General features: G+C 70.9%; 15 protein-coding genes. 7 read left to right on the forward strand and 8 right to left on the reverse strand.

The window, feature by feature from the left end:
* Positions 1-8: 8 nt before the first annotated feature.
* The 3 genes from KBX26_RS22515 to KBX26_RS22525 all read right to left on the reverse strand — a co-directional run bounded on the left by KBX26_RS22515 (position 9) and on the right by KBX26_RS22525 (position 1,437).
* The gene (locus KBX26_RS22515) at positions 9-713 is read right to left on the reverse strand and encodes a dihydrofolate reductase family protein (RefSeq protein WP_030332037.1); all 705 of its coding nucleotides are present in this window, start codon (positions 711-713) and stop codon (positions 9-11) included.
* Between the two features lie 75 nt (positions 714-788).
* Positions 789-1,208, reverse strand: coding sequence for a hypothetical protein (locus KBX26_RS22520; protein WP_210866367.1), 420 nt, complete (start codon positions 1,206-1,208; stop codon positions 789-791).
* Positions 1,209-1,242: 34 nt separating this feature from the next.
* Complete coding sequence (locus KBX26_RS22525; RefSeq protein WP_210866391.1) at positions 1,243-1,437, reverse strand: hypothetical protein; 195 nt, start codon at positions 1,435-1,437, stop codon at positions 1,243-1,245.
* Positions 1,438-1,884: 447 nt separating this feature from the next.
* Here KBX26_RS22525 and KBX26_RS33255 point away from each other — a divergent pair, with 447 nt between their 5' ends.
* Entirely contained in the window at positions 1,885-2,091 is a 207-nt protein-coding gene (locus tag KBX26_RS33255; protein WP_369009997.1) for a peptidoglycan-binding protein, read from the forward strand.
* 133 nt (positions 2,092-2,224) lie between these two features.
* A complete protein-coding gene (locus KBX26_RS22535) occupies positions 2,225-3,106 on the forward strand; it encodes an LLM class flavin-dependent oxidoreductase (RefSeq protein WP_210866368.1) in 882 nt (293 codons plus the stop codon).
* A gap of 83 nt (positions 3,107-3,189) precedes the next feature.
* Here the strand turns inward: KBX26_RS22535 and KBX26_RS22540 are convergent, their stop codons facing one another.
* From KBX26_RS22540 to KBX26_RS22550, 3 genes are read right to left on the reverse strand one after another with little or no spacing between them, the layout of a single operon-like run.
* Positions 3,190-3,621 (reverse strand): ASCH domain-containing protein, encoded by a 432-nt coding sequence (locus KBX26_RS22540; RefSeq protein WP_210866369.1) that lies wholly within the window; start codon positions 3,619-3,621, stop codon positions 3,190-3,192.
* Positions 3,622-3,678: 57 nt separating this feature from the next.
* Positions 3,679-4,725: a questin oxidase family protein gene (locus tag KBX26_RS22545; protein WP_210866370.1), complete on the reverse strand. Its 1,047-nt coding sequence runs from the start codon at positions 4,723-4,725 to the stop codon at positions 3,679-3,681.
* A 33-nt stretch (positions 4,726-4,758) separates the two neighbouring features.
* Positions 4,759-5,310, reverse strand: coding sequence for a phosphoribosyltransferase family protein (locus tag KBX26_RS22550; protein WP_210866371.1), 552 nt, complete (start codon positions 5,308-5,310; stop codon positions 4,759-4,761).
* A 187-nt stretch (positions 5,311-5,497) separates the two neighbouring features.
* Here KBX26_RS22550 and KBX26_RS22555 point away from each other — a divergent pair, with 187 nt between their 5' ends.
* From KBX26_RS22555 to KBX26_RS22570, 4 genes are all read left to right on the forward strand, one after another.
* The gene (locus KBX26_RS22555) at positions 5,498-6,136 is read left to right on the forward strand and encodes a septal ring lytic transglycosylase RlpA family protein (RefSeq protein ID WP_030332045.1); all 639 of its coding nucleotides are present in this window, start codon (positions 5,498-5,500) and stop codon (positions 6,134-6,136) included.
* Positions 6,137-6,240: 104 nt separating this feature from the next.
* The gene (locus KBX26_RS22560; RefSeq protein ID WP_210866389.1) at positions 6,241-7,365 is read left to right on the forward strand and encodes a PP2C family protein-serine/threonine phosphatase; all 1,125 of its coding nucleotides are present in this window, start codon (positions 6,241-6,243) and stop codon (positions 7,363-7,365) included.
* 128 nt (positions 7,366-7,493) lie between these two features.
* Positions 7,494-9,350 carry an acyl-CoA dehydrogenase gene (locus KBX26_RS22565; RefSeq protein WP_030332050.1) on the forward strand — a complete coding sequence of 619 codons (1,857 nt, stop codon included), beginning with the start codon at positions 7,494-7,496 and terminating at the stop codon, positions 9,348-9,350.
* A gap of 212 nt (positions 9,351-9,562) precedes the next feature.
* Complete coding sequence (locus tag KBX26_RS22570) at positions 9,563-9,832, forward strand: DUF6458 family protein (RefSeq protein ID WP_030332052.1); 270 nt, start codon at positions 9,563-9,565, stop codon at positions 9,830-9,832.
* 57 nt (positions 9,833-9,889) lie between these two features.
* Here the strand turns inward: KBX26_RS22570 and KBX26_RS22575 are convergent, their stop codons facing one another.
* Positions 9,890-10,429, reverse strand: coding sequence for a histidine phosphatase family protein (locus tag KBX26_RS22575; protein ID WP_030332054.1), 540 nt, complete (start codon positions 10,427-10,429; stop codon positions 9,890-9,892).
* A 112-nt stretch (positions 10,430-10,541) separates the two neighbouring features.
* Here KBX26_RS22575 and KBX26_RS22580 point away from each other — a divergent pair, with 112 nt between their 5' ends.
* A complete protein-coding gene (locus KBX26_RS22580) occupies positions 10,542-10,829 on the forward strand; it encodes a DUF6458 family protein (protein WP_210861318.1) in 288 nt (95 codons plus the stop codon).
* A 151-nt stretch (positions 10,830-10,980) separates the two neighbouring features.
* Here KBX26_RS22580 and KBX26_RS22585 read toward each other — a convergent pair whose 3' ends face one another.
* Positions 10,981-11,658: a hemolysin III family protein gene (locus KBX26_RS22585; RefSeq protein ID WP_030332057.1), complete on the reverse strand. Its 678-nt coding sequence runs from the start codon at positions 11,656-11,658 to the stop codon at positions 10,981-10,983.
* Positions 11,659-11,669: the final 11 nt, after the last annotated feature.

The raw sequence follows: 11,669 nt of genomic DNA on the forward strand, positions 1-11,669 counted from the left end.
GCAGTGGTTCAGTTCGCGGTTGCCGTCGGGCCGCCGCCACGGCCCCGGTCGTCGAGCACGAGCGGGGCGCGACCGCGCACCGCGTACCGGATGTGGGTCACCTGCGGGGTGGTCAGGACGCGGGTGGGCGTCAGTTCGATGCCCTCCCGGTCGCCCAGGTCGAGGTCCGCGTCGAAGACCCGCAGGCCGGTGCCGAGCACCACCGGCACGACGTGCAGCTCCAACTCGTCGAGCAGGCCGGCCTTGAGTACCTGACGCACCAGGCTGCCGCCACCGGCCACCGCGACGTCCTTGCCACCGGCCACGGCGCGCGCCTGTTCGACGGCGCTGGCCACACCATCGGTGACGTAGGTGAAGCTGGTGCCTCCCCCCTTCACCAGCCGTTGGCGGGGGCGGTGGGTGACGACGAAGACCGGTGCGCGGAACGGCGGCTCCTCACCCCAGGGGATCTCACCCCCGTCGGCCATCCGGCGGCCCATCACGTACGCGCCGGCCGCGCCGAACGACTCGGCGATCACCTCGGAGTTGGTGTCCTGCTCCCCGCCGCTGAAGCCCTGCCGTTCGCGCCAGGCCGCCGCGTCGGTCGCCCACCGGGTGACCCGGAAGAACTTCGCGCTCTCCGTCGAGCCCATCCAGTCGCCGTTGCCGTCGAACTGCGGGCCGGCGTAGAAGCCGTCCACCGACACCGACAGTTGTGCGGTCACCTTCGTCATCGCGCCTGGTCCTCTCTCGGTCGACACCCCGTCCGGGTGCCGCTCGCCGAGAGGTCGGAGCCGAACGCGATGTCCCTACGAGGAGCCAGTGTGACCCGTGTCACTCGTCGGATTGCTCAACAGCCACGTTCCGGCGTGTTCCGGGTCGCGTGACCAGCGCATCCGGGGCCTCTCCTCCGGTCGGGGCCGCCAGTCCCGGTAGGGCGCGAGGGCCACTCGCCAGGCGATCACCGCGAAGACGTAGAGGCCGGGGCCGATCAGCCAGAGCAGGGCGTCGCGGCGGCGGTAGGAGGCGTACGGCGCGAGCCAGGCGGTCGCCGCCATCGGCACCGCGACAGCGCTGACGTCGGCCAGCGGCCCACTGCCGAACCGGAACTCGACCAGCTCGCGGAGGACGAGGGACGGAACGACCACCCCGACCAGCATCGCCACGGTGCGGATCACGCGGATCCGGCGATCCGGGGATTCGCGGGCAGCAGCCGCCTCGGTGGCCATCCCCCGAGGGTACGGACTGGTGGCGGCGGTGGACCTAGGACTTCCGGTCGCCGATCGCCGCCTCGATCCGCAGACCGAGACCGGTCAGGATGAGGAAAGCGGCCAGGATCTGCGGCTTCAGCGGCTCATGGCTGGACGGCATGCTGAGCAGTGAGACCACGAAACCCGCCAGCAGTGACAGGGTGCCGAACGCCCGTACCGTGTCGGTCCGGCGTGCCTGTGTGTCCATGGCCGAACGGTAGCCAAGGTCGGGCGGCGATGTCGTCCCCGTCGCGGCGATCGACCCTCCACTCCGCAGGGGCAGCGATTTGTGGGTGGACGGGTTGCATCTTTTTCAAAACAGAGACATTGATCTGCCTGGCTGTGTCCAGTATCGTCGGTCCAAGCCGAGGGCATTGAGGCGGGGCACGGGGCTAGCGCCAAATGCCGCGGCATGGGAGGAAATATGCTGCTGCGTCGCGTCCTGACAATCTTTGCGCTGGCGGCCATCGCCGCTACCGCCACCGCTACACCTGTAATGGCTGCTCCGGCAGGTGGAGTGGAGACCATGGCCACCTCGACGTGCAACAGGTGGATCTCTTACAACGGGGCCGACGTGCCTGCGTACGGGAGTAACGTCAATTGCTCGCTGCGTCGGGGCAATGCGAACTCTGCCGTCTTTCAGCTGCAGGTCACAATGAACGTCTGCTACGAATGGGTTCTCCGTAGCCAGGGCGTCTATCCGCTCACCGCCGATAGCAGTTTCGGTCCAGCTACCGAAAAGGCACTACGAGCCGTTCAGTCTGCGGTAGCCACACCCTCCGACGGAGTGTATGGCCCGAATACCCGTAAGGCCATTTATCACCAGGGTTCAAATGGCACGTCCTGCAGGCAGGTGCCGTAAGCCGTAGTCGCTCGGGTCGGAGGGTGGCCGGCGGGCAAGCCGCAGGTCGCCCTCCGGCAGACCGTCGTGAGGTCCACAGCGAAACGAGAGCGAGAACCCGACCCTGGTGGTGTCCCCGGCTAGGGTGGCGATCATGCGGATTGGCATCGTGATCCTGCCGGACCAGCGGTGGGCGGAGTCGCAGCGTCGTTGGCGGCAGGTCGACGAGTGGGGTTTCGACCACGCCTGGACGTACGACCACCTGGGTTGGCGTGACCTGGTCGATGGCCCGTGGTTCGACTCGATGTCCACGTTGACGGCCGCCGCCACGGTGACCTCGCGGATTCGGCTGGGCACCCTCGTGGCGTCGCCGAACTTCCGGCACCCGGCCGCGTTCGCCCGGCAGATCACCACCGTGGACGACGTCTCGGGCGGTCGGCTGCTGCTCGGCCTGGGCGCGGGCGGCATCGGCTTCGACTCGGCGGTGCTGGGTGGTGAGACGTTGCCACCGCGGCAGCGGGTCGACCGGTTTGCCGAGTTCACCGAGCTGTTGGATCTGATCCTGCGGGAGGACGGCACCACCTGGCGTGGCGACTGGTTCGCCGCGGTGGACGCCCGCAACAATCCCGGCTGCGTGCAGCAGCCCCGGGTGCCGTTCGTGGTGGCCGCCAACGGGCCACGGTCGATGCGGTTGGTGGCCCGGTTCGGGCAGGGCTGGGTGACCACCGGCACCGGTGACGACAACGACCTGGCGGGTTGGTGGGCCAGCGTGTCGGCGCTGTCCGCGCGGATGGACCGGACCCTGGCCGAGGCCGGCCGCGATCCGGCCAGCCTGGACCGCTACCTCTCGCTGGACGCGGCGCCGGTCTTCTCGCTCAGCAGCGCCCAGTTCTTCGCCGATCAGGTCGGCCGGGCCGCCGAGCTGGGCTTCACCGACGTGGTGACGCACTGGCCGCGGGCCAGCAGCTGGTACGCCGGTGACGAGGCCGTCCTGGTGGACGTGGCGACCCGGCTGCTGCCACAACTACGCGGCTGAGCCCGCCGCGCCCGAACCCGCCGGGCTGAGTCCGCTGCACCCGAACCCGCCGGGCTGAGTCCGCCGCACCCGAACCCGCCGGGTCAGGTGCCGAGGTCGCCGCCGGTCACCCCACCCTCGCCGCCGGAGACCAGCCGGAAGCGGAGGCAGACGATCGGGGTGTCGTCGTCGACCGGCGTGCCGAGCCGCGCCCAGTAGGCCGAGTGCCCGCCCCGCCACTCCTCGATCGAGCGGTCACCCTCGCCCTCGGCGTGGGCGAAGTCCCAGGGCACGTCGGCGAAACGGACCACCTCGACTCCGGTGATCTCCACGACGCCGGCCAGGGCGTCGTCGTCGTCGACCAGCGCCAGGCGTTCGCCGACGTGCTCCAACTCCTCGCCCTCGTCCGCGTACTCGGCGAGCCGCCCGGCCGTGGCGGTCTTCACCCCGGCCAGCACCAGGGTGTTGAGGGTTGCCCGTAGCTCGCCGGGGGTGCCGAGAGCGAGGGCGCGCAGTTCACCGATCCGAGGCCACATCCTGCCGAGGCTAGGCCAGCACGGGCCGGGACGCTGCCGCAATACCCGTCGCCCCGCTCAGATCAACTGGCCGGCGTAGCCGGGTGCGATGAGGAGCCGGTCGTCGCCGCTGGCCGCGTACGCGTCGAGGATCGCGTCGGCCAGCTTGACCACGTGCTCGTCGCCGTGCCGGGCCGCGCGGGCGAAGACCTCCGCCGGCGTCGCCGGGGCCACCGTCGGTGGCGCGATGCTGTCGGCCGGGGCGTACACCGAGGTCATGGCCGCCGTCGCGGCCCAGGCCGCGGTGAGGCTCGGCGCCCACAGGGCCCGGTCCAGAGCCGGCAGGGTACGCAGCACAGCGGTCGGCGCGGTCACCGCGTGCACCAGCATGACCGGGTTGGTGTGCCCGAAGCGCAGGTAGTCCAGGCCGGCCCGGTGCACCAGCGTGGTGAGCCCGCGCTGCGCCTCGGCCGGGCTCCGCGCCGGTCGCAGCGCCGCGAGCGCCGGCTCCCACCGGGGTACGTCCGGCAGCCGGCCCAGCCGATCCCGGATGCCCCCGGTCTGGTCGTCGATCCGCGGCACCCCGGCCAGCGCGGCCGCCACGTCGACGTCGCTGGTGCCCGACTGCTCCGGATTGCCGGCGAGCAGTTGGTCGGTGCCGGGGATCGGCTGCCAGCGGGCCGCCCAGTAGCCGAGGGCCTGGCCCAACTCGGCGAGCCGCAGTGGGTTCTCGTCGGCCGAGTCGAGCGCGCGTACGGCGTGCCCGACCCGGATCACCCCGTGGGTGGCACCGGCGGCGATGCCCGGCAGCAGCCGGGGCCACCAGGTGCCGAGCACCGCGCGCCACGGGTGTTCGCGCAGTTGGCCGTCGAAGTAGGTCAACCAGTCGCCGGCGCGCTTCGGGTCGCCCAGCGCTGACCGCCAGTCGTCGATCGGGTGCAGCCCCCGGGGCAGTTCGTCGAGGCGGCCGAGGTAGTCGTCGAGCCAGCGGTGCACCCGTTGCTGGTGCCCGTGCCGGACCAACGCCTCGACGGCCATCGGCCCGTGGTTGGACAACCAGCCCTCGAACTCGGGGCCGGTGCGGTGCAGTCGCTCGTACGCCTCGTCGAGAACTCCGTCACTCATCAGTCGATCGTCAATGCTGAACCTCGCTTGAGGTCAAGCGGGCAGATCGGCGGCGGCGATCAGGCCGGTGATCCGGAGGTCGGCCGCGACGTCGGGCGGGCAGTCCACCGCCACCACGGCGGTGCCCAGCACCTCGGCGCCCCGAGCGGCGCAGATGTCGTAGAGGGCGCGTAGCTGCGCGCCGGTGCGCACCCAGTCGTCCACCACCAGCACCCGGTCGTCGGGGCCGAGGTGTCGGTCCCGTACGGCGAGGTCGACGCGTCGGCCCCGGTAGTCCGGTGGGCTCTGGGCCCAGGTGAGCGGTCCGGCCGGCAGCCGTCCGTCACCGGGTTTGTGCGCGGCCACGAAGCCGACCCCGAGGGCGGTGGCGGCCAACGGCCCGAGCAGCAGCCCGGTGACGGCCGGCGCGAGCACCACGGTGGGCCGGGCGGCCCGGTAGGGCGCGACCAGGGCCGGTCCCAGTTCGGCCAGCACCGTCGGGTCCCGCCACCAACCGGAGATGTCGCTGACCAGGTGACTGGTGCCCGGGCCGGAGTCGATCCACCGGAACAGGGCGGCCAGGCGTTCGGTCAGCTCGGAGGGCATCCGCTCATCCTGCGGTACGGACGGTGGGTCCCGCCGCACCCGGGCCGCCCGGCCCACCCCGGATCGGATGATCGGCTACACGTACCTGTGCAAATGCGGGCATAGCACCATGATCACGTTGACTTCGGAAGTGCTTCTCTCGTTACGGTCCGACCCGGTTTGTTCAGACGACGAAAGGACCGGGCCGGTGGCAGGCAGGCACTCCCGTACCCGCATCTTCTCCTCCCCGGCGGGCATCGTGGCCACCGCGGCGGTCGGCGTCGCCCTCGCGGTCGGGGGCACCGTCGGTGCCGTGCAGCTGGCCTCCGGCTCCGACCAGTCGGGGCAGGTTGCTCTCGACCTCACCCCGACCACCGCCGCGAGCAGCCTCACCCCCAGCTCCCCAAGCGTCTCCCCGAGCGCCAGCGCCTCGCCCAGTGCGACCGCAAGCCCGTCGGCGACCCGGTCGCAGCAGGCCGCCTCCCGGAGCAAGGAGCGCACCACGTCGCCGAAGCCGAAGCCGAAGCCGACCGCGAAGAAGACCACGGCCGCGGCGAAGGTGCTGGAGAGCGGTTCGTGCGGTGCCTCGTTCTATTCCGACGGGCAGCTCACCGCCAACGGCGAGTCGTTCAACCCTGACGCGCTGACCGCCGCGCACAAGACACTGCCGTTCAACACCAAGGTCCGGGTGACCAACCCGGCCAACGGCAAGTCGGTGACGGTGCGGATCAACGACCGCGGCCCGTTCATCGACGGCCGCTGCCTGGATCTCTCCCGGGCCGCCTTCGCCACCATCGCCTCGGTCGACGTGGGCGCGCTCACCGTCCGCTACGAGGTTCTCGGCTGAGCGGCGCGGACGACGCCGATTCGGTCAGCCGACTGGGCCGGCCGGACAGAACCTGCTCGGACGACGGGTCAGGTTCATTCACCGGTTCACGTGGATCAGGCAAACTGTCAGTCGTACCCACGCGACTCCTCCAGTCGGGCCGCCGCCCGCTGAGCCCCGGATCCCGCGCCGGCCTCGGCGCGGCCCTCGTTCTGCTCGCGATCGTGTCGGCGGTGGAGGTGGCGGACGGCCGGGAGGTGCACTACGTCGCGCTCCTGGCCGCCGCACCGGTGCTCGCCGCGGCCCTGGCGTCCTGGCTGGTGGTCCTGGGGGTGGGCGTCGCGGCGACTCTGGTCAGCGTCGGCTTCGCGCTGGTCGCGCCGAAGGTTTCGTTGGACACCTCGGTCAACGTTGTCGCGGTCGCGCTCGTCACCGCGTTGGCAGTGGCGGTGGCCTGGGTTCGCCAGCGGCAGGCCGAGCGGATCGTCGAGCTGACCAAACTCGCCTCGGTGGCCCAGCAGGCGGTGTTGCGCCCGCTCGGGCCGCAGGTCGGCACGCTCTCGGTAGCGGGGCGTTACATCTCCTCCACCGCGACGGCCGAGATCGGCGGCGACCTGTACGAGGCGATCGACACCCCCTACGGCGTACGCATGATCATCGGTGACGTGCGAGGCAAGGGCCTGGACGCGGTCCGGCTGGCCAGCATCGTCCTCGGTTCCTACCGGCACGTGGCGTACGAGCGGGCCGACCTGCGGGCCGTCGTCGCCGACCTGGACCGGGCGGTGGCCCGCAGCGTCGGGGACGAGGACTTCGTCACGGCGGCACTGGTCGAGGAGCGGGGCGGCACCCTGACGATCGTCAACTGCGGGCATCCGCCGCCGCTGCTGCTGCGTCGGGGCGCGGTGATCCCGCTGGAACCGCCGGCCCCGGCGCCTCCGCTCGGGTTCATGCCGGTGGTCCGCCCCCGGGTCGAACGCCTGGAGCCCGGGGACAGGCTGCTGTTGTTCACCGACGGTCTCGGCGAGGCGCGGCGGGACGGCGAGTTCTTCCCCACCGCCGACCGGGCCTGGCGGCTGCTCGGCCATGGCACTGTCGCCGACGGGCTGGCGTCGCTGGAGACCGCCCTGGTCGAGTGGGTCCACGGCCGGCTCGACGACGACATCGCGCTGGTCCTGATGGAGTACGTGGGTGCTCGTACCAGCGCGGCCGTGGCCGTCCCGAGCTGGGAGGTCGGCGCCGCCGAGAGCTGAGTCGGCCGGCGGCACCGCAGGTGTGTAATCGCCGTCACTTGGGTGATCCGCTTGTCGCTGCCTACCCGCGAGTAATACAGTCTGGGTTACTGATCGGTAACACCTGTCCGGAAGCGGGGCCAGCGAGCATGACCCACTACAAGAGCAACCTGCGGGATCTCGAGTTCAACCTGTTCGAGGTCTTCGGGGCGGACCGGGCGTTCGGCCAGGCACCGTACTCGGAACTCGACGCCGACACGGCCCGCACCTTCCTCGCCGAGCTGGACCGCCTCGCCCGCGAGGATCTGGCCGCCAGCTACACGGACAGTGACCGCAACCCGCCGGTCTTCGACCCGGCCACGCACACCGCGCCGCTGCCGGAGTCCTTCAAGAAGTCGTACCAGGCGTTCATGGACTCCGAGTTCTGGCGCCTGGACCTGCCGCCGCACCTGGGTGGCACCACTGCGCCGCGCGCCCTCTGGTGGGCCCTCGCCGAGCTGGTGCTCGGCTCGAACGCCCCCATCTGGATGTACGCCTCGGGTCCGTCCTTCGCGCACGTGCTGGAGGTCGAGGGCACCGAGCAGCAGAAGCGGTGGGCCAAGCTCTTCATCGACAAGCAGTGGGGCTCCACAATGGTGCTCACCGAGCCGGACGCCGGCTCGGACGTCGGCGCCGGCCGCGCCCGCGCCATCCAGCAGCCGGACGGCTCGTGGCACATCGAGGGCGTGAAGCGCTTCATCACCTCCGGTGAGCACGACCTCACCGACAACATCGTGCACTACGTGCTGGCCCGCCCGGTGGGCGTGGAGGGGGTCGGTGGCCCCGGCACCAAGGGCCTGTCGCTCTTCGTGGTGCCGAAGTTCCACTTCGACGAGACCACCGGCGAGCTGGGCGAGCGCAACGGCGTCTACGCCACCAACGTCGAGCACAAGATGGGCCTGAAGGTCTCCAACACCTGCGAGCTGACCTTCGGCGAGCACGGCGTACCGGCCAAGGGCTGGCTGCTGGGCGACAAGCACGACGGCATCCGGCAGATGTTCATGATCATCGAGTACGCCCGGATGCTGGTCGGCACCAAGGCCATCGCCACCCTCTCCACCGGCTACCTCAACGCCCTGGAGTACGCGAAGAACCGGGTGCAGGGCGCCGACCTGATCCAGCAGGCGGACAAGACCGCGCCCCGCGTCACCATCACCCACCACCCGGACGTGCGCCGCTCGCTGTTGATGCAGAAGTCGTACGCCGAGGGTCTGCGCGCCCTGGTCCTCTACACCGCCACCTGGCAGGACAAGGTCGCGATCGCCGAGGCGGCCGGCGACGAGAAGGCCACCAAGCTGGCGAAGCGGGTCAACGACCTGCTGCTGCCGCTGGTCAAGGGCGTTGGTTCGGAGCGGGCGTACGAGCTGCTCGGGCACGAGGCCCTGCAGACCTTCGGCGGCTCCGGCTTCCTGCAGGACTACCCGCTGGAGCAGTACGTCCGGGACGCCAAGATCGACACCTTGTACGAGGGCACCACCGCCATCCAGAGCCTGGACCTGATCTTCCGCAAGATCGTGCGGGACAACGGCAAGGCGCTGATGGCGGTGGCCGGCGAGATTCAGGAGTTCATCTCCTCCGAGGCGGGCAACGGTCAGCTCAAGGACGAGCGGCAGGCGCTCGGCAAGGCGCTCGCCGAGGTGCAGAACATCCTCGGTGTGATGACGGGCTGGCTGGGCGAGGCGCAGGGCGGCGACACCCGCGCCCTCTACAAGGTCGGGCTGAGCAGCCGGCGGTTCCTGCTGGCGATCGGCGACCTGGTGGTCGGTTGGCTGCTGCAGCGGCAGGCCGACGTGGCGCTGAAGGCGCTGGCCGGCGAGGTTTCCGCCAGTGACAAGGCGTTCTACACCGGCAAGGTGGCCGCTTCCCGCTTCTTCGCCCGTGAGGTGCTGCCCCGCATCGGTGCCGACCGGCGGATCATCGAGGGCACGGACCTCGACATCATGGACCTCCCGGAGGAGGCCTTCTGAGCGTGCCACGGCACGTCTGACGGTTTCGGGTCGCACCACCCGACGCCGCAACGGCCGGCGGGGCTGTCTGCCTCGCCGGCCGTCGCCGTCCCACCCCGCGTCGGGCACGTATTCGGCGAGCCCGGTCGGGTATGCCGGTGGCGTGGCGGGTAACCGTCGCGTGACCTCGAAAGGGAACGCCCAGAGCCACCGCACGGGGGAGTGCAGCGCACATGGGTGTAGGTAGCGGCATTTTTCTCATCGCGATCGGCGCGATCCTGACCTTCGCGCTGAGAGCCAACGTCTGGTGGATCGACGTACGCGCGGTCGGCTGGGTGTTCATCCTGGCTGGGCTGGCCGTCCTGCTGACCACGCTCTGGTTCTGGCAGGACCGGCGCAAGCGGGCCCGAACCCTCATCGTGGAGGAGAACCGGCTGTCTCATCCGACGGCGATGATGCCGCCACCGCCGGACCCGCCGCCACCGACCGCGCCGCCGTCCTGATCCCCACCCAGGCTGGACGCGTACCGCTGAGCCACCCGTCGACTGCCGGCGGGTGGCTCAGTCGCGTGCGGTGTGGCGGGCCGTGAGCGGCGCTCCCGCCCTGCTCCACTGCGACCAGCCGACCGGGCAGCGGTGTACCGCCAACTCGGCGGTGCGCAACCCCCCGTCGTCGACACCCTCGGGGTCGAAGAGCGCCGAGAGCAGCGAGATGCCTGGATTGTGGGCAATGAGCAGTGCCGTGCGGGCCGCCGGGTCCACCGTGCGGACCAGCGACAACAACTCCTCGGGGTGCGCGTCGTACGCGCCCGGCTCATAACGGACGGTCGGGCGGGGACCGGTCGGGCCACCCTCCGGCGGGGAACCGGTCATCCCCATCGCCACGCCGTGCCAGGTCTGCCGGGTGCGGCGGGCCGTCGAGCAGATCACCACGTCGGGCAGCAGCCCGTGGTGCGCCAACCAGGCCCCCGCCGCGGCCGCGTCGGCGGTCCCGCGGGCGCTCAGTGGCCGTTCGGCGTCGTCCGCCGCGTCGTTGCCCTGCTCGGCCTTCGCGTGCCGCAGCAACACCAGTGTCCGTGTGTCGGGGTCGGCGTCCGTCATGGTCCCAGCTTGCCCGATTGGCGATCTCCGTGCCGGGGTAAGTCGATGGATGCCGCACCCCTACCGACGGCCGCGGCGCGAGGTACGCCAGGTTCGAGCCGAGGAGCGAGACATGGGCATTGGTGGCAGCATCTTCTTGATCGCGATAGGCGCGATCTTCGCGTTCGCAGTGGAGGCCGACCTGGGTTGGCTTGACCTGTCAGTGGTCGGCTGGGTGCTGATGCTGGCCGGCGTCGCCGGTCTGCTCGTCACCCTCTACTTCTGGAGCAGCCGCCGCCGCACGGTGGTCGCCGCGCCGGTGCGCGAGGAGCGCGTGGTGGCCGACCGGGTCGTTCCGGTCCAGAACGACCAGGTCGTGCAGGAGTATCGCGAGGTGCGTAGGCCGGGCCGACCGGTCTGATCCTCGCTCACACACTCCGGGGTCCCGCAGCGTCGCGGGGCCCCGGCTCGCGTTCGGCCCCGGCCCCGGAGCCGCGCCCCGCGCGCCCCCGCGGATCGTGAGGTGGGATGCGGTGCCCGATCCCGGGGAGCCGCCGATCCCGGAGTTCGGGTCAGGCGAAAAGCGCGAAGTAGATGGCGATGTGGTGACAGAGCGCCGCCAGCAGCGTGCAGGCGTGAAAAAACTCGTGGTGGCCGAAGACGGTCGGCCACGGATTGGGCCGGCGCAACGCGTAGAAGACCGCGCCCACGCTGTAGATCGCGCCGCCGACGACCAGCAGCACCAGTGCCGCGACGCCGCCGCCGTGCAGGATCTCCGGCAGCATGGCCACCGCCACCCAGCCCAGCGCCAGGTAGAGCGGCGCGGACACCCAGCGCGGCGCGTGCGGCCAGACCACCTTGACCGCCACGCCGGCCAACGCGCCACCCCAGACCAGGGCCAGCATCACCGTGGCAGGCCGGGGCGCGAGCAGCATCACGCAGAGTGGTGTGTACGTGCCGGCGATGAACACGAAGATCATCGAGTGGTCCATCCGGCGCATCAGCTGGTAGCCGCGCTCCGACCACACCCGACGGTGGTACAACGCGCTCGTGCCGAAGAGCCCGCAGACCGTCAGGCTGTAGATGAGGCAGCTCACCAGTGGCGCCCATCCCGGCCTGGTGGCGGCGATCGAGCAGAGCACGATGCCGCAGACCACGGCGACGAAGAAGGCGTACGTGTGGAGCCAGCCGCGCATCCGAGGCTTACCGATGTCGACCGGCTTCAGGCGAAGCGGGGCGGAGGTGGTCACCCAGTCAGGTT

It is taken from the genome of Micromonospora sp. C97 (assembly GCF_018070385.1).
Taxonomy (GTDB): domain Bacteria; phylum Actinomycetota; class Actinomycetes; order Mycobacteriales; family Micromonosporaceae; genus Micromonospora; species Micromonospora parva.

What these genes read in the sequence shown, in the direction of transcription:
- KBX26_RS22515 (WP_030332037.1), bottom strand. Translation starts at nt 713, where the DNA reads ATGACGAAGGTGACCGCACAACTGTCGGTGTCGGTGGACGGCTTCTAC.
- KBX26_RS22520 (WP_210866367.1), bottom strand. Translation starts at nt 1,208, where the DNA reads ATGGCCACCGAGGCGGCTGCTGCCCGCGAATCCCCGGATCGCCGGATC.
- KBX26_RS22525 (WP_210866391.1), bottom strand. Translation starts at nt 1,437, where the DNA reads ATGGACACACAGGCACGCCGGACCGACACGGTACGGGCGTTCGGCACC.
- KBX26_RS33255 (WP_369009997.1), top strand. Translation starts at nt 1,885, where the DNA reads ATGAACGTCTGCTACGAATGGGTTCTCCGTAGCCAGGGCGTCTATCCG.
- KBX26_RS22535 (WP_210866368.1), top strand. Translation starts at nt 2,225, where the DNA reads ATGCGGATTGGCATCGTGATCCTGCCGGACCAGCGGTGGGCGGAGTCG.
- KBX26_RS22540 (WP_210866369.1), bottom strand. Translation starts at nt 3,621, where the DNA reads ATGTGGCCTCGGATCGGTGAACTGCGCGCCCTCGCTCTCGGCACCCCC.
- KBX26_RS22545 (WP_210866370.1), bottom strand. Translation starts at nt 4,725, where the DNA reads ATGAGTGACGGAGTTCTCGACGAGGCGTACGAGCGACTGCACCGCACC.
- KBX26_RS22550 (WP_210866371.1), bottom strand. Translation starts at nt 5,310, where the DNA reads ATGCCCTCCGAGCTGACCGAACGCCTGGCCGCCCTGTTCCGGTGGATC.
- KBX26_RS22565 (WP_030332050.1), top strand. Translation starts at nt 7,494, where the DNA reads ATGACCCACTACAAGAGCAACCTGCGGGATCTCGAGTTCAACCTGTTC.
- KBX26_RS22570 (WP_030332052.1), top strand. Translation starts at nt 9,563, where the DNA reads ATGGGTGTAGGTAGCGGCATTTTTCTCATCGCGATCGGCGCGATCCTG.
- KBX26_RS22575 (WP_030332054.1), bottom strand. Translation starts at nt 10,429, where the DNA reads ATGACGGACGCCGACCCCGACACACGGACACTGGTGTTGCTGCGGCAC.
- KBX26_RS22580 (WP_210861318.1), top strand. Translation starts at nt 10,542, where the DNA reads ATGGGCATTGGTGGCAGCATCTTCTTGATCGCGATAGGCGCGATCTTC.